Origin of the sequence: Nocardia crassostreae (assembly GCF_001613405.1) — a bacterium.
Classification (GTDB): Bacteria; Actinomycetota; Actinomycetes; order Mycobacteriales; family Mycobacteriaceae; genus Nocardia; species Nocardia crassostreae.
Window position 1 is genome coordinate 13,147 of record NZ_BDCH01000043.1, and the last position, 19,015, is coordinate 32,161.

The 19,015-nt window shown below is 68.9% G+C and carries 19 protein-coding genes and 1 pseudogene; 15 read left to right on the forward strand and 5 right to left on the reverse strand.

All coding sequences use genetic code 11. The annotated features are described in order from the left end of the window. Nucleotides 1-21 precede the first annotated feature (21 nt). From rplT to NC4_RS36275, 3 genes are all read left to right on the forward strand, one after another. On the forward strand, nucleotides 22-402 hold the full coding sequence (gene rplT / locus NC4_RS36265; RefSeq protein WP_025348785.1) for a 50S ribosomal protein L20: 381 nt from the start codon (nucleotides 22-24) through the stop codon (nucleotides 400-402). 35 nt (nucleotides 403-437) lie between these two features. Continuing rightward, complete coding sequence (locus tag NC4_RS36270) at nucleotides 438-1,241, forward strand: TrmH family RNA methyltransferase (RefSeq protein WP_067548305.1); 804 nt, start codon at nucleotides 438-440, stop codon at nucleotides 1,239-1,241. 89 nt (nucleotides 1,242-1,330) lie between these two features. Continuing rightward, nucleotides 1,331-2,902, forward strand: coding sequence for an APC family permease (locus NC4_RS36275; protein ID WP_067548308.1), 1,572 nt, complete (start codon nucleotides 1,331-1,333; stop codon nucleotides 2,900-2,902). A 12-nt stretch (nucleotides 2,903-2,914) separates the two neighbouring features. Here NC4_RS36275 and NC4_RS36280 read toward each other — a convergent pair whose 3' ends face one another. Then, nucleotides 2,915-3,481, reverse strand: coding sequence for a TetR/AcrR family transcriptional regulator (locus NC4_RS36280; protein WP_067548311.1), 567 nt, complete (start codon nucleotides 3,479-3,481; stop codon nucleotides 2,915-2,917). A gap of 387 nt (nucleotides 3,482-3,868) precedes the next feature. On the opposite strand from NC4_RS36280, the gene NC4_RS36285 reads away from it, so the two are divergent. Beyond that, nucleotides 3,869-5,029 (forward strand): MFS transporter, encoded by a 1,161-nt coding sequence (locus tag NC4_RS36285; RefSeq protein ID WP_245722172.1) that lies wholly within the window; start codon nucleotides 3,869-3,871, stop codon nucleotides 5,027-5,029. 22 nt (nucleotides 5,030-5,051) lie between these two features. Beyond that, nucleotides 5,052-5,570: a DoxX family protein gene (locus tag NC4_RS36290; protein ID WP_067548314.1), complete on the forward strand. Its 519-nt coding sequence runs from the start codon at nucleotides 5,052-5,054 to the stop codon at nucleotides 5,568-5,570. A 67-nt stretch (nucleotides 5,571-5,637) separates the two neighbouring features. On the opposite strand, the pseudogene NC4_RS36295 reads toward NC4_RS36290, so the two are convergent. Next, nucleotides 5,638-7,323: pseudogene (locus NC4_RS36295) on the reverse strand (putative PEP-binding protein). A 113-nt stretch (nucleotides 7,324-7,436) separates the two neighbouring features. On the opposite strand from NC4_RS36295, the gene NC4_RS36300 reads away from it, so the two are divergent. The 5 genes from NC4_RS36300 to NC4_RS36320 all read left to right on the forward strand — a co-directional run bounded on the left by NC4_RS36300 (nucleotide 7,437) and on the right by NC4_RS36320 (nucleotide 12,367). Continuing rightward, complete coding sequence (locus tag NC4_RS36300; RefSeq protein ID WP_067548317.1) at nucleotides 7,437-8,204, forward strand: DeoR/GlpR family DNA-binding transcription regulator; 768 nt, start codon at nucleotides 7,437-7,439, stop codon at nucleotides 8,202-8,204. Beyond that, complete coding sequence (locus NC4_RS36305; RefSeq protein ID WP_067548320.1) at nucleotides 8,201-9,151, forward strand: 1-phosphofructokinase family hexose kinase; 951 nt, start codon at nucleotides 8,201-8,203, stop codon at nucleotides 9,149-9,151. Before NC4_RS36300 ends, NC4_RS36305 begins: the two co-directional genes overlap by 4 nt. A 10-nt stretch (nucleotides 9,152-9,161) precedes the next feature. Then, on the forward strand, nucleotides 9,162-11,201 hold the full coding sequence (locus NC4_RS36310) for a PTS fructose transporter subunit IIABC (RefSeq protein WP_067548323.1): 2,040 nt from the start codon (nucleotides 9,162-9,164) through the stop codon (nucleotides 11,199-11,201). Between the two features lie 18 nt (nucleotides 11,202-11,219). After that, nucleotides 11,220-11,477 (forward strand): HPr family phosphocarrier protein, encoded by a 258-nt coding sequence (locus NC4_RS36315; RefSeq protein WP_067548326.1) that lies wholly within the window; start codon nucleotides 11,220-11,222, stop codon nucleotides 11,475-11,477. A 233-nt stretch (nucleotides 11,478-11,710) separates the two neighbouring features. Then, complete coding sequence (locus tag NC4_RS36320) at nucleotides 11,711-12,367, forward strand: potassium channel family protein (RefSeq protein ID WP_245722173.1); 657 nt, start codon at nucleotides 11,711-11,713, stop codon at nucleotides 12,365-12,367. Nucleotides 12,368-12,383: 16 nt separating this feature from the next. Here the strand turns inward: NC4_RS36320 and NC4_RS36325 are convergent, their stop codons facing one another. Both NC4_RS36325 and NC4_RS36330 read right to left on the reverse strand, forming a co-directional pair. Further along, nucleotides 12,384-12,845, reverse strand: coding sequence for a PIN domain-containing protein (locus tag NC4_RS36325; RefSeq protein WP_067548329.1), 462 nt, complete (start codon nucleotides 12,843-12,845; stop codon nucleotides 12,384-12,386). Continuing rightward, nucleotides 12,842-13,087 carry a ribbon-helix-helix domain-containing protein gene (locus tag NC4_RS36330; protein WP_067548332.1) on the reverse strand — a complete coding sequence of 82 codons (246 nt, stop codon included), beginning with the start codon at nucleotides 13,085-13,087 and terminating at the stop codon, nucleotides 12,842-12,844. The genes NC4_RS36325 and NC4_RS36330 overlap by 4 nt, the downstream gene beginning before the upstream one ends. A 20-nt stretch (nucleotides 13,088-13,107) precedes the next feature. On the opposite strand from NC4_RS36330, the gene NC4_RS44270 reads away from it, so the two are divergent. From NC4_RS44270 to pheT, 3 genes are all read left to right on the forward strand, one after another. Continuing rightward, nucleotides 13,108-13,239, forward strand: coding sequence for a hypothetical protein (locus tag NC4_RS44270; protein WP_281186570.1), 132 nt, complete (start codon nucleotides 13,108-13,110; stop codon nucleotides 13,237-13,239). 152 nt (nucleotides 13,240-13,391) lie between these two features. Then, on the forward strand, nucleotides 13,392-14,453 hold the full coding sequence (pheS, locus tag NC4_RS36335; RefSeq protein ID WP_067548337.1) for a phenylalanine--tRNA ligase subunit alpha: 1,062 nt from the start codon (nucleotides 13,392-13,394) through the stop codon (nucleotides 14,451-14,453). Nucleotides 14,454-14,484: 31 nt separating this feature from the next. Beyond that, nucleotides 14,485-16,986, forward strand: coding sequence for a phenylalanine--tRNA ligase subunit beta (gene pheT / locus NC4_RS36340; protein ID WP_067548340.1), 2,502 nt, complete (start codon nucleotides 14,485-14,487; stop codon nucleotides 16,984-16,986). Between the two features lie 61 nt (nucleotides 16,987-17,047). Here pheT and NC4_RS36345 read toward each other — a convergent pair whose 3' ends face one another. After that, nucleotides 17,048-17,587 (reverse strand): gluconokinase, encoded by a 540-nt coding sequence (locus NC4_RS36345; protein ID WP_067548343.1) that lies wholly within the window; start codon nucleotides 17,585-17,587, stop codon nucleotides 17,048-17,050. Between the two features lie 68 nt (nucleotides 17,588-17,655). Here NC4_RS36345 and NC4_RS36350 point away from each other — a divergent pair, with 68 nt between their 5' ends. After that, nucleotides 17,656-18,429: an alpha/beta hydrolase gene (locus NC4_RS36350; protein WP_067548346.1), complete on the forward strand. Its 774-nt coding sequence runs from the start codon at nucleotides 17,656-17,658 to the stop codon at nucleotides 18,427-18,429. A gap of 54 nt (nucleotides 18,430-18,483) precedes the next feature. After that, entirely contained in the window at nucleotides 18,484-18,996 is a 513-nt protein-coding gene (locus tag NC4_RS36355) for a PspA/IM30 family protein (protein ID WP_067548349.1), read from the forward strand. Nucleotides 18,997-19,015: the final 19 nt, after the last annotated feature.

Below are 19,015 nucleotides of genomic sequence, written 5' to 3' on the forward strand. Positions count from 1 at the left end.
CTATCGATCAAGGACTGACAAGTGGCACGCGTCAAAAGGGCTGTCAACGCTCAGAAGAAGCGCCGTTCCGTTCTCGAGGCCTCCAAGGGCTACCGCGGTCAGCGGTCGCGCCTGTACCGCAAGGCCAAGGAACAGCAGCTGCACTCGCTCACCTACGCCTACCGGGACCGCCGCGCGCGCAAGGGTGACTTCCGCAAGCTGTGGATCGCTCGTATCAACGCCGCCGCGCGTCTGAACGACATCACCTACAACCGCTTCATCCAGGGCCTCAAGGCCGCGGGTGTCGAGGTGGACCGCAAGATCCTCGCCGAGCTGGCCGTCTCCGACGCCGAGGCGTTCGCCGGTCTGGTGGCCGTGGCCAAGGCCGCGCTGCCCGAGGATGTCAACGCCCCGGCCGCCTGAGCCAGGACTGCGTGACAAAGCATTCCGAACGGCCCGTGGATGCGCTCTCAGAGCGCAATCCGCGGGTCGTTTCCGCTGTCAAGCTGCACCGCACCGCCCAGCGCCGCAAGACCGGATTCTTCCTCGCCGAGGGAGCCAATTCGGTGGAGTCCGCCCTGGATACGGGACGCGTGGAGGAACTCTTCTACTCCGCGAAGGCCGCCGGGCGTGAGCACGAGCTCGTCGCCGGAGCCGCCGCCGCGGGCGTGCGCACCACCCTGGTGAGCGATCGCGCCGCGGAAATGCTGGGGGAGACCGTGACTCCGCCCGGCCTGGTCGCGGTCTGCCGCCAGGTCGACGTACCGCTGCGCGAGGTCCTCGACGCCGCGCCGCGCCTGCTGGCCGTCCCGGTGGAGATCGCCGACCCCGGCAATGCGGGCACCCTCATCCGCGTCGCCGACGCCGTCGGCGCCAATGGCGTTGTGCTGTCCGGTGATTCGGTCGACCCCCACAACGGCAAATGCGTACGCGCCTGCGCCGGAAGCCTTTTCCACGTGCCGGTCGCCCGCGAACGCGACACCGACGCGACGCTGACCGCCCTCGAAGCGGCCGGTATCACCATCCTCGCGACCACCGCCAAGGGTGAAGTCGACCTGGACGAGGCCGACGACCTCCTCTCCGGCCCGGTCGCCTGGCTATTCGGCAATGAGGCGCACGGCCTCGACCGCACCGTCGCCGACCGCGCCACCCACCGCGTCCGCATTCCCATCCACGGCCGCGCCGAAAGCCTGAATCTGGCTGCCGCGGCGGCCATCTGCCTCTACGCCAGCGCCCGCGTCCAGCACACGCCGCGGCGCTGACCCCGGCATCCCGGCGTGCTCATGGCACGCCGGGATGAGGATTGGCGTGCTGATTCGGTGTGCTGCGGGTTTGCCCTTAGCATTACCCGGTGACATTGCCCAGCACCCTCAAGTCCGGTGCGCTGTCCCTGGCATCCAGTGTGGTGATCGGGGTGGCGTCGGCTGGACCCGCCTACAGCATTACCGCCACGCTCGGACTGGTCGTGGCCGCCGTGGGATTGCAGTCGCCGGTCATTGTGCTGCTGGCCTTCGTGCCCATGCTGCTGGTGGCCATTGGTTACCGGGATCTCAATGAGGTGGAACCGGATCCGGGGACCACGTTCGTGTGGGCGACGCGGGCGTTCGGGCCGTTCACGGGGTGGATGGCCGGGTGGGCGATCGTGGTGTCGGATCTGCTGGTGATGGCGAGTTTGGCGCAGATCAGCTCGCAGTACACCTTTCATTTGTTCGGGGCGCACGGTATCGGCGGGGACGCCACCAATGTGTGGGTGCTGTTGCTGGGGATTGTCTATTTGGTCGTGATGACCTTGGTCGCGGTGTTCGGCATCGATGTGTCGGCGCGGCTGCAGCAGTGGCTGCTGACCATCGAGTTCGGGATGCTCGTGGTGTTCGCGGTGGTCGCCCTCGCGCGGGTCGTCATCGGGAATGCGCCGGAGGGGGCGAGCCTGCCGGACTGGTCGTGGTTCAACCCGTTCGAGATCGGGTCGTTCTCGGACTTCGTGACCGCCATGCTGCTCATGGTGTTCATCTACTGGGGCTGGGATTCGGCCGTGGCGGTGAACCAGGAGACGGTGGATCCGCGGCATACGCCGGGACGTGCGGCGGTGCTGTCGACCATCACGCTGGTGGCGCTGTACCTGCTGGTCACGGTGGCGAGCCAGTCCTTCGCGGGGACCGGCACCGAGGGGCTCGGGCTGGCCAACCCCGATCATGTCGACGATGTGCTCGGCGCACTCGGCAGCGCGGTGTTCGGCGAGGGCGCGGTGGGCACGGTGCTGGTGCACCTACTGTTCCTCATGGTGCTCACCTCGGCGGCGGCCTCTACACAGACGACCATTCTGCCGACGGCCCGCGCCACCTATTCCATGGCGCTGCACCACGCGCTGCCCAAGGCGTTCGGCAAGATTCACCCGCGTTTCCGTACACCGTCGTTCTCCGCCATCGTGTTCGGCGCGGCCTCGGTGGTGCTGTATGTGGCGCTGAACTTCGCCTCCGGCGGGCGGCTCATCGCCCAAGCCGTGACCGCCATCGGCATCTCGATCGGCGTGTACTACGGCCTCACCGGGCTCAGCTGCGCCTGGCTGTACCGCGACCGATTCGCCGCCAACCCAAGGGCTCTCGTCATGAAGGGCGTCCTGCCCGCGGCGGGCGGCTTCATGCTGCTGTTCGCGGCCGGGTGGACCGCGGTGACCTCCTGGTGGGTGGAGGAGGACGGCTCGTTCTGGCAGCTGCCGTTCCCGCCGCACTGGCATATCGGCGCGACCTTCCTGCTCGGCGTGGGCACCCTGCTGCTGGGCGTGCCCATCTACCTGGCGCTGGCGAAGGCCATGCCGCCGTTCTTCCGCGGCGAGGTGCTGGCGCGCAAGCTGCCCGAGCCGACCGAGGACATTATCGAGGCCGATGCCGATCCGGACCATATCGAGGTGCTGGAGGGGCGCTGAGCGCCCCGGCGGTCAGTCGTCCTCCTCGAGGTCCCGCATGATCTCCTGGGCCCAGTCGGCGGGTACGGCGTGCGGGCCGGTGACACGCATGGCCGCCATGACGGTCAACAGCATGCCCGTGGCCATGAACTCGCGGGCCTCCGACACCGATGCGCCGGTGAGTTCCCGGATCAGGCGGTACATGCGGCCGTAGCGGTCGCGGACCTGGTCGCCGATGGCCGGATCGGCGCTGGCCGAGAAGCCGTGCAATAGGACCAGGGGTAGTTCGGGCTCGGTCAGGAAGACCTCGTAGCCATCGCCCAGGGCCAGCAGCTTGCCCGCCGTGTCGGCGTCCGGATCCGCCGCCTCGGCGCTGGTTCGGAAGGTCTCCTCGATGCGATCGCAGGCCCGCTCGCTCACGGCCAGGAACAGCTGCTGCTTGGTGCCGAACAGTCGGATGACATACGGCTGGGAGACCCCGGCGCGACGCGCGATCTCATCGGTTCTGGTTGCGGTGTAACCGGATTCGGCGAAGGCGGAGATCGCGGCCTCGAGTACCTGTTCGCCGCGTTCGGTGGCGGTCATCCGGGTTCTCGTCATGGCTGGGGAGCCTTCTCATCGTCGGAATCGCGGCGGGAATGGAATTTCCCATTGACATGTTATCAGCCGATGCATACTCTCTAGTTATCAGTCGATTATAACAAGGACTGGACATGACTCAGACTCTTGAAAAGACCTCTCCCGCAAGTAGTTCCGCCGTCACGCCCCGTCCGTTGTGGGCGGTGCTGGCGGCGGTCGGCATTCCGATGTTCATGGTCACGCTGGACAATCTCGTGGTCACGAACGCCCTGCCCATCATCAAGACCGAGCTCGGCGCGTCGCTCACCGATCTGCAATGGTTCGTGAACGCCTACACGCTGTCGTTCGCCTCGCTGCTGCTCACCGCCTCGGCCCTCGGCCCTCGGCGACCGGCTGGGGCGGAGGCGGGTGTTCCTGTTCGGCATCGCGCTGTTCACCGTGGCCTCGGCGGCCTGCGCGCTGGCCACCGAACCGTGGATGCTCATCGGGGCGCGCGCGATCCAAGGGTTCGGGGCCGTCATGCCGCTGTCGCTCACATTGCTGTCGAACGCCGTGCCGGAGAAGATGCGCAGCGCCGCCATCGGCATCTGGGGCGGCATCTCCGGACTCGGCGTGGCGCTCGGGCCGGTCGTGGGCGGTGCGGTGGTCGACGGTCTGAGCTGGCAGTGGATCTTCTGGATCAATGTCCCCATCGGCCTGCTGGCACTGCCGTTCGCGGCGCGCATCCTGGGTGAATCCTTCGGCGGCGCACGGCGTTCGGATGTGATCGGACTGGCGCTGTCGGCGAGCGGCGTGCTCGCCGTGGTGTGGGGTGTGGTGCACGGCTCCGAAGACGGCTGGACCTCGGCGGGCGTGCTGGGCGGGTTGATCGGCGGCGCGGTCCTGCTGGCCGGATTCATCGCCTGGGAGCGGCGCACCGCCGAACCCATGCTGCCGCTGCGGCTGTTCGGGTCGCGGGCGTTCAGCGCCGTCAACACCGTATTGTTCACCTTCTCGGTGGGCGTCTTCGGTTCGGTCTTCCTGCTGGCGCAGTTCTTCCAGGTGGTGCAGGGCTATTCACCGCTGGAGGCGGGCGTGCGGACCCTGCCGTGGACCATGGCCCCGATGGTGGTCGCGCCGATCGCGGGTCTGATCGTCGACAAGGTCGGACCGCGCGTCCTCATCGCGACCGGTCAGGTGTTCCTGGCGGCGGCGCTGGGCTGGATCGCGCTCATCAGTACCGCCGACACCGGTTACGGCGCACTGGTATTGCCCTTCGTGCTCGCCGGTGTGGGCATGGGCCTGACCTTCGCGCCCGCCTCCAGCGTCGTCATGGCCAGCGCCGCGCCCGCGGATCAGGGCATGGCCTCCGGCGCCAACAACACCATTCGCGAGGTGGGCGTCGCCATGGGAGTCGCCGTGCTGGCCTCGGTATTCGCCTCCCAGGGTTCGTATCTGAGCCCGCAGAGCTACGTCGACGGCCTGGTTCCCGCGGTATGGACCGGCGCGGGCGTTGTGGCGGTCGGCGCGCTGATCTCCCTGCTCCTCCCCGGTCGGCCGAAGAACACTGCCGCCCGAACGAATTCGTAGTCACCCGGTACGGAGAAAGATCATGTTCGACACCCTCGTCCTGATGCTCGTCCCCACCCTCGGCTTCCGCACCCTCGGCGCGCTAGGCGTCCGGCGGTTCGCCACCTGGCAGGTGTCGTTCGCGCACGGCCTGGCGGTGCTGCTGCTCTTCACCGGCGCGGCGCATTTCGTCCCCGACACCGTGGATGCCATGCCCAGCCACGACGATCTGACCGCCATGGTTCCGGACTTCGTGCCTTTCCCCGACCTCATGGTCTACTTGACCGGAGTGCTGGAGCTGGCCGGTGCGGCGGGGCTGGTGATCACCGGCGCGCGCAAGTACGCCGGAATCGGGCTGGCCGTGCTGTTCGTGCTCATGACCTCCGCCAATATCTATGCGGCGGTGGAGGAAATCCCGCTCAACGGTGATCCTGCCACACCGCTGTGGTTCCGTCTGCCCGAGCAGGTCGTCTACATCGGCATCGCCCTCTGGGCGGCGCTGAGGACAGTCGGAGTGCGGAATGCTCTCGCTCGGATTCGCCCGAAGACGGTGGCCGCCTGATCGAGGCGGCTCGAACAACACTGCGCCCCTTCCGATTCGATTCGGAAGGGGCGCGGTCGCGTGGATGTCAGAAATCGAGTGCGGTGCGCGCCGCGGCTCGGGCCTCGGTGGGATCGGTTGTCCCCAGCACGGATTCGGCAGCGCGGCGTCAGTCCTCGAAGGTGGTCGCGGCCAGGGCCGCGCCGACGGCGGCGACGGCGGGGGCCGCGGCCGAGAGCGAGGTGACGCCCAATCCCGTGAGGACACAGGCCAGGAGCGGATCGGCGGCGGCCTCACCGCACACGCCGACCGGCTTGCCCAGCGCCCGCCCGGCCGACGCGGTACGGGCGACCAGGGCGAGCACGGCGGGCTGCCAGGGATCGGTGAGCGTGGCCAGCTGCGGGGACATGCGGTCGGCGGCCATCGTGTACTGGGCGAGGTCATTGGTGCCGATCGACACGAAATCGACGTGCTCGAGAATCGCCTCGGCCAGCAGCGCCGCGGCGGGCACCTCGATCATCACTCCCGGAATCAGCCCGCGCTCGCGCACCTGGGCGGCGAAGGACTTCGCTTCGGCCGCTGTGGAAATCATCGGGGCCATCACCCAGGGCGTGACCTTGCGACCGGCGGCGGCATCGGCGACGGCGTCGAGCTGGCGCTCCAGCAGGCCGTCGCGGACCGCCAGGCGGATACCGCGCAGCCCCAGCGCCGGATTGGCCTCCTCGGGATGGTCGGCGAAGCGCAGCGGCTTGTCCGAGCCCGCGTCCAAGGTGCGCAGCACCACCTTCGCCTCCGGATAGGCGTCGAGCACCTCGGCGTAGATCGCGGCCTGCTCGGCCCGGGCGGGCTCGGATTCGCGGTCCAGGAAACACAATTCGGTGCGGAACAGGCCCACCCCCTCGGCGGGGAAGCGCTGGGCCGCGCGGGCCCCCGCGCCGTCCTGCACATTCGCCAGGATCTCCACCCGGTGGCCGTCGGCGGTCGCGCCCGGACCGGTCCACGCCGCCGCGCGCTCCGAACTCGCCCGGTACGCATCGACTGCCGCAGTGACGGTTTCGGCATCGGGGGAGACGGTGACCAGACCGGCCGCGCCGTCCAGCAGGATCTCGGTTCCGGCGGGGACTTCGTCCAGGCCCTCGACGGCGACCACGCAGGGAATGCCGAGCTGGCGCGCGATGATCGCGGTGTGGCTGGTCGGGCCGCCCAGCGAAGTCGCCAGGCCGACAACGAGTTCCGGATCCAGACCGGCGGTATCGGCGGGGGCCAGATCCTCGGCGAGCAGAATCGACGGGTGGTCGGGCACCGGAATGCCGGGTTCGGGCCGACCGGTCAGTTCCGCGACCACGCGGTCGCAGACATCGCGCAGATCGGTGACCCGCTCGGCCATCAATCCGCCCAGTTTCAGGAACAATTCGGCGAACTGCTCGGTGGCCGCGACCGCCGCGGCGGGCGCGGGCCTGCCCGACTCGATGCGCTGTTCGGCCGCGCCCAGCCAGCCGCGGTCGGCGGCCATGGCGGCATTCGCGGCCAGCACCTCCGCGGCCGCGCCGGTGGCGGTGGCCGCGCGCGCCCGCAGCCGGTCGGCGACCGCGGCGGCGGCCCGGCGGAAGTTCTCGGCCTCGGATGCCCGATCGGACTCGGCAATCGGCACCGCGGTCGGCTCCACACGCACCCGAGGGGTGGGCCGGACTGTCGGACCGGCGACCACGCCCGGTACCGCCGGAGTGCCATAGAGCACTGGTGAAGTGGCGTTTTCCTGGACTGAGCGGGTCATGCGGTGCATCCTTCGGTTGTGAATCGATGTGATCCAGGCTACTCGCGAGGCTTGACAAAGCAATATAATCGGGCATAAAACAACAGGATCAAACATCGAGCGGAAGGATCGGTATGCACGCCGAGGAGCGGCAGCAGGCCATTGCCACCCTGGTCGGGCAACTCGGGCGCGTGGCCGTCGCCGATCTGGCCGAGCAGTACGGCGTCACCACCGAGACCGTCCGCCGCGATCTGGCGGTGCTGGATCGCATGGGCCTGGTGCGCCGCGTGCACGGCGGCGCGGTCCCCGCGGCGGCGCTGACCGCCATCGAGCTCGGCACCACCGAGCGCGAGCACAGCAAGTCGGCGGAGAAGGACCGAATCGCCAAGGCGGCCTTGGAATTCCTGCCGTCCTCCGGGGGCAGCGTGCTGTTCGACGCGGGCACCACCACCGGACGGGTGGCGGCCCTGCTGCCCGCCGACCGGGAATTGGTGGCGGTCACCAACTCGCTGCCGATCGCCACCCGGCTCTCCGGCCACGCCGGGGTGCAGTTGCATCTGCTGGGCGGGCGGGTGCGCGGGCTGACGCAGGCCGCGGTGGGCGCGCAGCCGCTGCGGGTGCTCGCCGAGCTGCGCGTCGATGTGGCCTTCATCGGCACCAATGCGCTGACCTCCGGGCACGGCCTGTCCACCCCCGATACCGATCAGGCCGCCGTGAAGCGGGCCATGGTCGGCACCGCGCACCGCGTGGTCGTGGTCACCGACTCCAGCAAGATCGGCCGCGAGGATTTCGTGCGCTTCGCCACCATCGACGAGATCGACGTCCTCGTCACCGACACCGACCTCCCGCAATCCCTGCGAAACGAGTTGGAGCACTCCGGAATCGAGGTGGTCACCGCATGATCGTCACCCTCACCGCGAACCCTAGCATCGACCGGACCGTCACCCTGACCGAGCCATTGCGCTCCGGCGCGGTCCTGCGCGCCCGCACGGTCACCACGCAGCCGGGCGGCAAGGGCATCAATGTCTCCCGCGTGGTCACCGCCGCCGGTGTCCCCACCGTCGCGGTCCTCCCCGGCCGTCCGGACGACCCGCTGCTGCGCGCACTCCGCGAAACGGGCCTCGACCATCGCGCGGTGCCTTGTCAGGGCTCCGCTCGCACCAACCTGACCCTTGCCGAATCCGACGGCACCACAACGAAAATCAACGAACCCGGCGCCGCGCTCACCGAGGACAACCTGCGGCGGCTGGCCGCCCTGCTGGTCGAACTGTCCGCCGACGCCGCCTGGGTGGTGCTCTCGGGCTCGCTGCCGCCGCTGGTGCCCGACGACTGGTACTGCGACCTGCTGCGGCAGCTGCGCGGCACCCCCGTCGCCGTGGACACCTCCGACGCACCGCTGCGCGCATTGGCATCAGGCTTCGATTCCGTTGTCCCGCAATTGCTCAAACCCAATGCCGAGGAACTGGCCCAGCTCACCGGCCTGGACCACGACGAACTCCACGACCCGTCGACCGCGGCGCGGGCCGGGCGCATCCTGGTGGATCGCGGTGTGGGCGCGGTACTCGCCACCCTCGGCGCGGAAGGCGCGGTGCTGATCACCCCCGATGGCGCATGGCACGCCACCGCCCCCGACATCACCCCGCGCAGCACCGTCGGCGCAGGCGATTCCGCCCTGGCCGGATACCTCCTCGCCGACCTCGCGGGCAGCCCTCCGGCGGACCGCCTCCGCAGCGCCGTCGCCTACGGCAGCGCGGCCGTCGCCCTCCCCGGCACCGGCCTCCCCGGCCCCCACCACATCACCCCGGACGCCGTGATCGTCACGGCCCTCGACTCCCTGCCCCATCGCTGAAGGACATTCGATGGCTGACCCGATCATCACCACCGACCTGATCACCCTGGACGCCGATCTCGGCGCCACCAAGCAGGAGGTGATCGCAGCACTCGCCGGGCGCGTGGCCGCCAGCGGCCGGGCGACCGATGCGGATGCGCTGCGTGATGCCGCATCGGAGCGCGAGAGCCAGTCGGCGACCGGGCTTCCCGGGGGCATCGCCATTCCGCACTGCCGGGCGGAGACGGTCCGCACAGCGTCGCTGGCCTTCGCACGGCTGGCCCCGAGGGTCGACTTCGGCGCGCCGGACGGGCCCGCGGATCTGGTCTTTCTGATCGCCGCGCCGGAGGGCGGAGGGGCCGAACGCCTGACGCTGCTTTCGGCCCTCGCGCGCGCTCTCATCAAACCGGAATTCGTCGGCGCGCTCCGGGCGGCGACCTCCCCGGCGGTGGTGCTGGAACTCGTCAATGAGGTCCTCGCTCCGGCCGTAGCGCCGCAGCCGCAACGGGATTCGGCTGGGGCGCAGGGTGATTCCCGGATCGACGAGGCGATGGCGGAGGCTGGGGCGGGAGGGGATCCCGCGGCCGGTCGCATCCTCGTTGCCGTGACGGCGTGTCCGACCGGGATCGCGCATACCTATATGGCGGCTGATTCGCTGGTGGCGGCGGGGGAGCGGGCCGGGGTCGTTGTGGAGATCGAGACGCAGGGGTCGAGTGGGAGCGTGCCGTTGTCGGCGGCGACCATTGCGGCGGCCGATGCGGTGATCTTCGCGACCGATGTGGGGGTGAAGGGGCGGGAGCGGTTCGCGGGGAAGCCGGTGGTCGAATCCGGGGTGAAGCGGGCGATCAACGAGCCGGATGTGATGGTGGCCGAGGCGCTTCGAGCGGCAGCGGATCCGGATGCGCGGACCGTCGCGGCGGAGCGTGGCGGGGCGGGGAGTGGCGCTGCCGCAACGGCTTCGGGGGAGCTGGGGTGGGGGACTCGGTTGCGGCAGATTCTGCTGACCGGGGTCAGCTACATGATTCCGTTCGTGGCCGCCGGTGGACTGCTCATCGCGCTGGGATTCCTGTTGGGCGGGTATGAGATCTCGACCGACGCGAAGACGATCGTGCTGGACAATACGCTGGGTTCACTGCCCGATGGCGGGCTGCGGATCTATCTCGGCGCGGTGCTGTTCCAGCTGGGCTCATTGGCTTTCGGCTTCCTCGTACCGGCGCTGGCCGGATATATCGCGTACGCGATTGCCGATAGGCCCGGTCTCGCAACGGGATTCACGGCGGGTGCGGTCGCGGTGTTCGTGGGAGCCGGATTCCTGGGTGGTCTCGTCGGCGGTTTGATCGCCGGGTTCGCGGCGCTGTGGATTGCGAAAATGCATGTGCCGCAGTGGGCTCGGGGGCTCATGCCGGTGGTGGTGATTCCGCTGTTCGCATCGCTGATCGTGGGCGGGGTCATGTTCATCGTGCTCGGCAGGCCGCTGGCGGCCATCACCAGTGGGCTCACCGACTGGCTCAACGGTCTGTCGGGGACCTCGGCGGTGCTGCTGGGTGTCATTCTCGGGCTGATGATGTGCTCCGACCTGGGCGGGCCGGTGAACAAGGCGGCGTACTCGTTCGCTGTCGCCGGGCTGAGCGTCAATGATCCGGCGACGCTGCGGATCATGGCGGCGGTCATGGCCGCGGGCATGGTGCCGCCGCTGGCCATGGCTCTGGCGACCACCGTGCGGCCGCAGCTTTTCACCACCGCCGAGCGCGAAAACGGTAAGGCCGCATGGCTGTTGGGTGCCTCGTTCATCTCCGAGGGCGCCATCCCGTTCGCCGCCGCCGATCCGGTGCGCGTCATTCCCTCGATGATGGCGGGCGGTGCGGTCACCGGCGGTCTCATCATGGCCTCCGGCGCCACGCTGAGCGCCCCGCACGGCGGCATCTTCGTCTTCTTCGCCGTCGGCCACCTGCTCTGGTTCCTGTTCGCGCTGGCCGCGGGCACCGTGGTCGGCACGTTGTGCGTGACCGCCGCCAAACAACTCGTCAGACCACGTTCCGAATCCACGCCCGCCGTTCCCGCGACCGTGTAATCACCAAGGAGGATCACCATGCCCAGCACGACCGTCACCGTCGGTTCCGCCGTCGGCCTGCACGCCCGGCCCGCCGCGATCGTCGCCCAGACCGTCCTGGCCGCGGGCGTCCCGGTCACCATCGCGCTGCCCGACGGCGCTCCGGTGGACGCCGGTTCGGCGCTCATGATCATGAGCCTCGGCGCCGCCAAAGGGGCCGAGGTGATCGTCAGCTCGGATGATCAGGCCACCCTGGACAAGATCGCGGGCTTGATCGCCTCCGACCTCGACGCCTGACCCGGACGTGCGCGGGACCGGTCGGTTCATACCCTGCTTCGCTGCGCCGGGGGATACGCTGCGGTTGGCTTGACCGCATCAACCCAGGTAGATCCCCATGCACACCGGCACCGACCGGGCACCGGCACTGCCGCCCGATCTCGTACCCCACACCCGCAGGGTCGCCTGGGAACGCGCCACCGCGATCCCCATGGCGGCGCTGGCCTTACTGTTCCTGGCCGCCTACGCCTGGCATGTGCTCGACGCCGGGCGGCACCCGTGGAATCGGAACGTGGGCGAATATCCTCGACGCCACCGTCTGGGCCCTGTTCGCCGTCGACTACGTCATCCGGCTGCGACTGTCCACCAACCGCCGCCGCTTCGTCCGGCGCAATTGGCTCGACCTCGTCGCGGTGCTGCTGCCCCCACTGCGCCCCTTGCGCCTGCTGCGCGCCGTCCTGCTGGTCCTCGATGCCGCCGACCGCCGCAGCCGCTTCCAATCCCGCACGCGCATGTCGGTTTTCGTCGGCACCGGCTCCCTGCTGCTCCTGTTCGTGTGCAGCCTCGCCCTCTACGACGCCGAACGCGACGCCGAGGGCGCCAATGTGAAGAGCTTCGGCGACGCCCTCTGGTGGGCCGCCGTCTCGGTCACCACCGTCGGCTACGGCGACCGCTACCCGGTGACGGTGGAAGGCCGCCTCGTGGCCCTGATCCTCATGACCATCGGCATCGGCCTCATCAGCTTCGCCATCGGCGCCACCACCAGCTGGGTCGTCGACAAACTCGGCACCGTCGAGAAGACCAGCGAACGCACCGAAGGCGAGATCGGCCTCCTGCTCGCCGAAATCCGTTCCCTGCGAGCCGAAGTCACCGCGCTGCGGGAGCAGCATGCGAGCGAACCGTCCGGGTGAGCCCGCCGAGAATCCGTCAGATCAGGTCGTCGGGTAGCACTCGAAAGGCTTTGTGTTCGGTGAGGGGAGTCAGCGCGCGGAAGTCGCGCCGATCCAGCGTGAGGACGGCGTCGGTTTCATAATTTGCAGCGAGAGCCACCGTTACAGCGTCCGCGAGGTCGAGGTTCAAATCAGGGTACAGACGGCGAACTGCGTTGGCTTGGTCCAGCACGTCAGGGGTTATCACGGCTATTTCGAAGTGCGGTGTACGGGCTTGTGCGCTGAGATCCTCGATCATCTCGATCGAAATGCGACGGCCGAGTACGCGGCGTGCGACATGATCCAGCTCAGCGAGCACCAAAGGCGACAAGACGACCAAACCCGCTGTCTCGAGCACACGGAATGCAGTATCACTATCGGGTGATGCAGTGTCGAATGCGGCGATAAGGCCGGACGTGTCGCCGATGACGATGCCCGGACCGTCGGTTCCGAACGTCATCGATGCTCCGAACCTCCGAAGTCGTCCGCGAGATACTCGTCCACACGTTCGGCGAGCGTTGGATCCCCACTGCTGAATCGTCTCAGTCGCAACGGCTCGGACCGGCGCTGCACACGCAGGGCTGCCAGATGTATGGCGTTGCGGATGATTTCGGCCTCGCTCATGTTGCTCCGTGCCGCAGCCTCTTTGATCACGGCTAGGTCGTCCGCATCGGCGTAGACCATCGTGCGCTTCAGTGCCATATGAGTATTGTGGCATATATGTGCCTGACGCCGTGAAGGACGCGATGATCGCGGCGCTCATGTCCGTCGGCTATCCGGCCGAGCAGCGGATTCACCCCGGTCGCCGCGGCCTCGACCGGAATATCTTCCGGGAGCGGTACCGCTCGGCGTGATTCGGCGCGGCGGCGCGCGCCACGCCGGGCGGGGTGCGCGCTGCCTGCGGAAATCCGGGTGAACCGGGCTGATTACAAGGACTACGATTCGACCAGCAAGAATGGGGTGGCAATCGCCCGACCTTTTACCAGCCAGGGGAGAGACCAGCATCGTGGCCGACGATATCGACCGTGCCGAGCAGACTGCGGCTTTGACCGAGGAATCCCTCGCCGCCGCCGCGGAAGCCGCCGAGAAGGCGTTCGCCTCGGCCGCGACCCTGGATGAGCTCGCGGCCGCGAAGACCGAGTTCATGGGCGGCAAATCGCCCGTCTCCCTGGCGCAGCGGTCGCTGGGCACGCTGCCCAAGGAGGAGAAGGCCGAGGCCGGTAAGCGCGTGAACGTGGCGCGCGGCCGGGTGTCGCAGGCATACGAGACCCGGCAGGCCGAACTGCTCGCCGAGCGCGATGCCGCGGTGCTGGTGGCCGAGACCATCGATGTGACCCTGCCCGCGGGACGGCGGGCCGAGGGCGCGCGGCATCCCATCGCGGTGCTGTCCGAGCGGGTCGCGGATGTGTTCGTGGCCATGGGCTGGGAGGTCGCCGAGGGTCCCGAGGTCGAGACCGAGCACTTCAATTTCGACGCGCTGAACTTCCTGCCGGATCATCCGGCGCGCACCATGCAGGACACCTTCCACATCGCGCCGGAGGGTTCGCGGCAGGTGCTGCGCACGCACACCTCGCCGGTGCAGGTGCGGTCCATGCTGTCGCGCGAGCTGCCGATCTATGTCGTGTGCCCGGGGCGGACCTTCCGCACCGATGAGCTCGACGCCACCCATACCCCGGTGTTCTCGCAGGTCGAGGGCCTGGCCATCGACAAGGGCCTGACCATGGCCCACCTCAAGGGCACCCTGGATTCCTTCGCGCGGGCGCTGTTCGGCCCGAACACCACCACGCGCATGCGGCCCTCGTTCTTCCCCTTCACCGAACCCTCCGCCGAGGTGGACGTGTGGTTCGAGGACAAGAAGGGCGGACCGGGCTGGGTCGAGTGGGGCGGCTGCGGCATGGTCAACCCGAAGGTGCTCATTGCCAGCGGGATCGATCCCGAGGTGTACAGCGGTTTCGCCTTCGGCATGGGTCTGGAGCGGACCCTGCAGTTCCGCAACGGCCTGTCCGATATGCGCGACATCGTCGAGGGCGATGTGCGCTTCACGCTGCCGTTCGGCATCCAGTCCTGATCCCCTTCGATACGAGGAAGCGAAACGTCAAGTGCGAGTAGCGCAGTCCTGGCTGACGGAAATCCTGCAGCGCACCACCCCCGACTGGGCGGTGTCGGCGGAAGAGCTGGACGCCGGTTTCGTCCGGGTCGGTCTGGAGGTCGAAGAGGTCGATCCGCTGCACCCGATCGGCGGTGAGATCGAGCATCCGCTGGTGGTCGGCCGGGTCGCCGAGATCACCGAGCTGACCGAGTTCAAGAAGCCCATCCGCTTCTGCAAGATGGATATCGGCAAGTCGGAGTTGCAGGAGATCGTCTGCGGCGCACGGAATTTCGCCGTGGGCGATCTGGTGGTCGTGGTGCTGCCTGGCGGTGAGCTGCCGGGTGGATTCAAGATCGCTTCGCGGAAGACCTACGGGCACACCAGCAATGGCATGATCTGCTCGGTCGCCGAACTCGGCATCGGCAAGGATCACAATGGCATTCTGGTGCTCGAGCCGGGCACCGCCGAGCCGGGCGCGGACGCCAATGAAGTGCTCGGCATGGACGACACCGTCATCGAGCTGGCCATCACCCCCGACCGCGGTTACGCCTTCTCGGCGCGCGGCCTGGCGCGCGAACTGGCCTGCGGCTTCGATCTGGAATACCAGGATCCGGCCGTGCGCCTGCTGCCCGACGCCGAGAACGAGGCCTGGAAGGTCAAGATCGAACCGGAGTCGCTGTGCACGCGTTTCGCGGTGCGCCGTGTGACCGGCGTCGACCCGAAGGCCGTCAGCCCGTGGTGGCTGCAGCGCCGCCTCATGCTGTCGGGCGTGCGCCCGATCTCCCCGGCCGTCGACGTCACCAACTACGTCATGCTCGAGCTCGGCCAGCCGCTGCACGCCTTCGACACCGCGAAGGTCAACGGCACCCTCATCGTGCGCCGCGCCAACAAGGGCGAAACCCTGCGCACCCTCGACGATGTCGAGCGCACCCTGGACGCCGAGGACGTGGTGATCGCCGATGATTCCGGCGTCATCTCCCTGGCGGGCACCATGGGCGGCGCGAGCACCGAGGTCGGCTCGGACTCCACCGACATCCTGCTCGAGGCCGCCACCTGGAACCCGGTCGCCATCGCGCGCACCGTGCGCCGCCACAAGCTGTCCTCGGAGGCCAGCCGCCGCTTCGAGCGCATCGTCGATCCCGAGGTGAATGTGGCCGCGCTGGACCGCGCCGCCACCCTACTGGTCGAAATCGCTGGTGGCACCGTGGAATCCGTGCTCACCGACGTGCGCGTCCCGGTTCCGGCCGCCGCCCCGATCAGCATGGACATCGATCTGGCCGATCGCACCGCGGTCGTGCACTACGCCCCCGGCACCTCCACCCGCCGCCTGCAGCAGGTCGGCTGCACGGTGGAGGTCGGCGTCAGCGATTCCGGCCACGGCCAGCTCGTCGTCACCCCGCCGACCTGGCGGCCCGACCTGACCCAGCCCGCCGACCTGGTCGAAGAGGTGCTGCGCCTGGAGAGCCTGGACAAGATCCCGTCCGTCATCCCCACCGCCCCGGCGGGCCGCGGCCTCACCGCCGAACAGCGCCGCCGCCGCGCGGTCAGCAAGGCCCTGGCCTTCGAGGGCTGCGTCGAGGTCCCGGCCCCGGTCTTCATGTCCGCCGCGGTCTTCGACACCTGGGGTCTGGAAGCCGACGATCCGCGCCGCAATACGTTGAAGGTCCTGAACCCCCTCGACACCGAGCGCCCGGACCTGTCCTCCACCCTGCTCCCCGGCCTGCTGGAAATCGCCGCCCGCAATATCGCCCGCGGCCAGCGCGATCTCGCCGTCTACGGCATCGGCCAGGTCACCCTGCCCACCCCGAACACCGGTGCGGTGGACGCCCTCCCGGTCGACCGCCGCCCCACCGAGGACGAGATCGACGTCCTGCTCCGGTCGCTTCCCGAGCAGCCGGTCCGCGTCGGCGCGGTGCTCACCGGTAAGCGCGAACCCCGCGGCCCCTGGGGCCAGGGCCGCGCCGTCGAGGCGAGCGACGCCTTCGCCCTCGTCGATGCCGTGGCGGACGCCGCGGGCGTGGTCATCGAGCGCCGCTCGGCGGCTCACCTGCCGTGGCATCCGGGCCGCTGCGCCGAACTCGTGGTGGACGGCAAGGTCGTCGGCCACGCGGGTGAACTCCACCCGGCCGCTCTCGAGCGTTCGGGCCTGCCGCCGCGCACCTGCGCCGTGGAGATCGACCTCGACGCCCTCCCGCTCCGCGAAAACCGCCCCGCCCCCGTGGTTTCCGCCTTCCCGGCGGTTCTGCAGGACGTGTCGGTCAGCGTCGAGAAGGCCACCCCGGCCGTCTCGGTCGAGTCCGCCTTGCGCACCGGCGCGGGCGACCTCCTCGAAGACATCTCCCTCTTCGACGTCTACGAGGGCGCCCAGGCCGGTGAGGGCCGCAAGTCCCTCACCTACGCCCTCCGCTTCCGCGCCCCCGACCGCACCCTCACCGAGGACGAGGCCAGCTCGGCCCGCGATGCCGCCGTCGCCGCGGCGGCCGCGGCTGTCGGCGCGGTACTGCGCGGATAATTCGGCAGCGGCGCGGCACCGGCTACGGTGCCGCGCCGAGCCGCCATCGCGTTCGAACCGGTCAGTCGCCGGTCCGGATATTCGCCAGCGCGGCCGTTGCCAGCTCTTCCGGCGTGGAGTCGATGTCGAGGGTGATGACATTCGGCTCGGATGCCGGGTCCTCGAGGGTGGCGAGCTGGGAGTCGAGGAGTGCGGCGGGCATGAAATGGCCGGGGCGGGTTGTCATTCGGCGGAGGAGTTCGTCGCGGGAGCCGGTCAGGTGGACGAAAGTCGGCCGGGTGTGCGGGAATTCGGCCAGGGAGTCACGGAAGATGTCGCGGTAGGCGCGTTTCAGGGCGAAGCAGGTGACCACGCCGGACCGGCCGGTGCCCACCTGGGCGGTCATCCATTCGGCGATGGCCTGGAGCCAAGGCCAGCGGTCTTCGTCGGTCAGGGGGTGTCCGGCAGCCATTTTCGCGATATTCGCGGCGGGGTGGAGGTTGTCGCCCTCGAGCAGTTCCCAGCCGGTTTTCGCGGCGATCAATTCGGCCACGGTGGATTTTCCGGAGCCGGAGACGCCCATGACGACAACGATCTGGGGGCGCTCGCTGGGCTCCGGCATCCATCGGTTCTACACCATTCGGTTCGCCCTGCGGTGTCGCGGTCGGCGGGTGGGGTAGGAATACACCTATGCAGCATCCGGCTACCGCGGTTCTGAATGCACTGACCTATTTCCCGGAGCGGCGGATCGTCGCGACGCCGGAGCAGTTCGGGGTGGGGTACGAGGATCTGTGGTTGCGGACCGGCGATGGGGAGACCATCAATGCGTGGTTCGTGCGGGCGGTGGGGGAACCGGTGGGGCACTTGCTGTATGCGCATGGGAACGGCGGGAACATCGGGGATCGGTCGGGGGTGCTGGCGGTGCTGGCGGCGGCGGGATTCGACGTACTGACCTTCGATTACCGGGGGTTCGGGCGGAGCAGTGGGAAGCCGAGTGAGCGGGGGACCTATCTGGACGCGCGGGCGGCGCGGGCGGCGTTGCTGGAGCAGCCGGGGGTGAAGGCGGATCGGGTTGTGTATTTGGGGAAGTCGTTGGGCGGGGGAGTGCTGTTGGAGTTGGCGGATGCGTTTCCGCCTGCGGCGCTGGTGTTGATGTCGACGTTCACCGGGCTGCGGAATGCGGCGAAGGCGGTATATCCGTTTCTGCCCAAGGTGTTCGTGCCCAATGCGTATCCGAGCTTGGCGCGGATTCGGCGGTTGCGGTGCCCGGTGCTGATCATGCACGGCGATGCCGATGAGCTGTTGCCGGTGAGTATGGGCCGGGCCTTGTACGAGGCGGCCCCCGAGCCCAAGCAGCTCGTCATCTATCCCGGGGCCGCGCACGACAATCTGGTGGCCATTCCGGAGTGGCCGGGGACCCTCGCCGCGTGGGTGCGCCGCACCCTCGCTCGCGATCCTGTGTGAGCGCACAGCCGCAGCTCGGCCCGTGTGCGGGCGGCGCTGCGTAGCCTGGGTGCCATGAGTGATGCCAACAACGAACTCGCGGTGCTGTTGGCTCAGCTGCCCGATGCTGAGCTGGCGGCGGTGGTGGAGCAGGCGACCGACGGACGGGCAGGATTGGCGGCGTTGCACGCGGTGGCGGCGTCGGTGGCCGCCACGGTGGGTCATGCGCCGCAGACCATCGATGTGACTCCTGACACGCAATCGGGGGCGGGTCATCGGCTGCCGGAAACGCCGGGAACGTTCGGGCAGGCGGGAGCCGGTCCGATAGTGTCCGGGACAGTGGTACCTCCGGCGGGTATGCCGGGCGGCGGCGGGGTCGGAGGCTATTCGAACTCCGGTGTCCCTACTTTCGAGTCAGTTCGCGATAAGGTCGAGCAGCGCTACGGCACCGCCAGGGGGATGGGCGAACTCGACCAGCAGACACCTGTGGGCCGCAGCGTCGAGGAACAGTGGGACGTGCGGGAGAAAGCCGCGCGGGAGCGCCTGGAGAAAATTCGAAAATCGGTGCACGGCAACGATAACGAGTGATATCCGGCCCTCCGCTCGA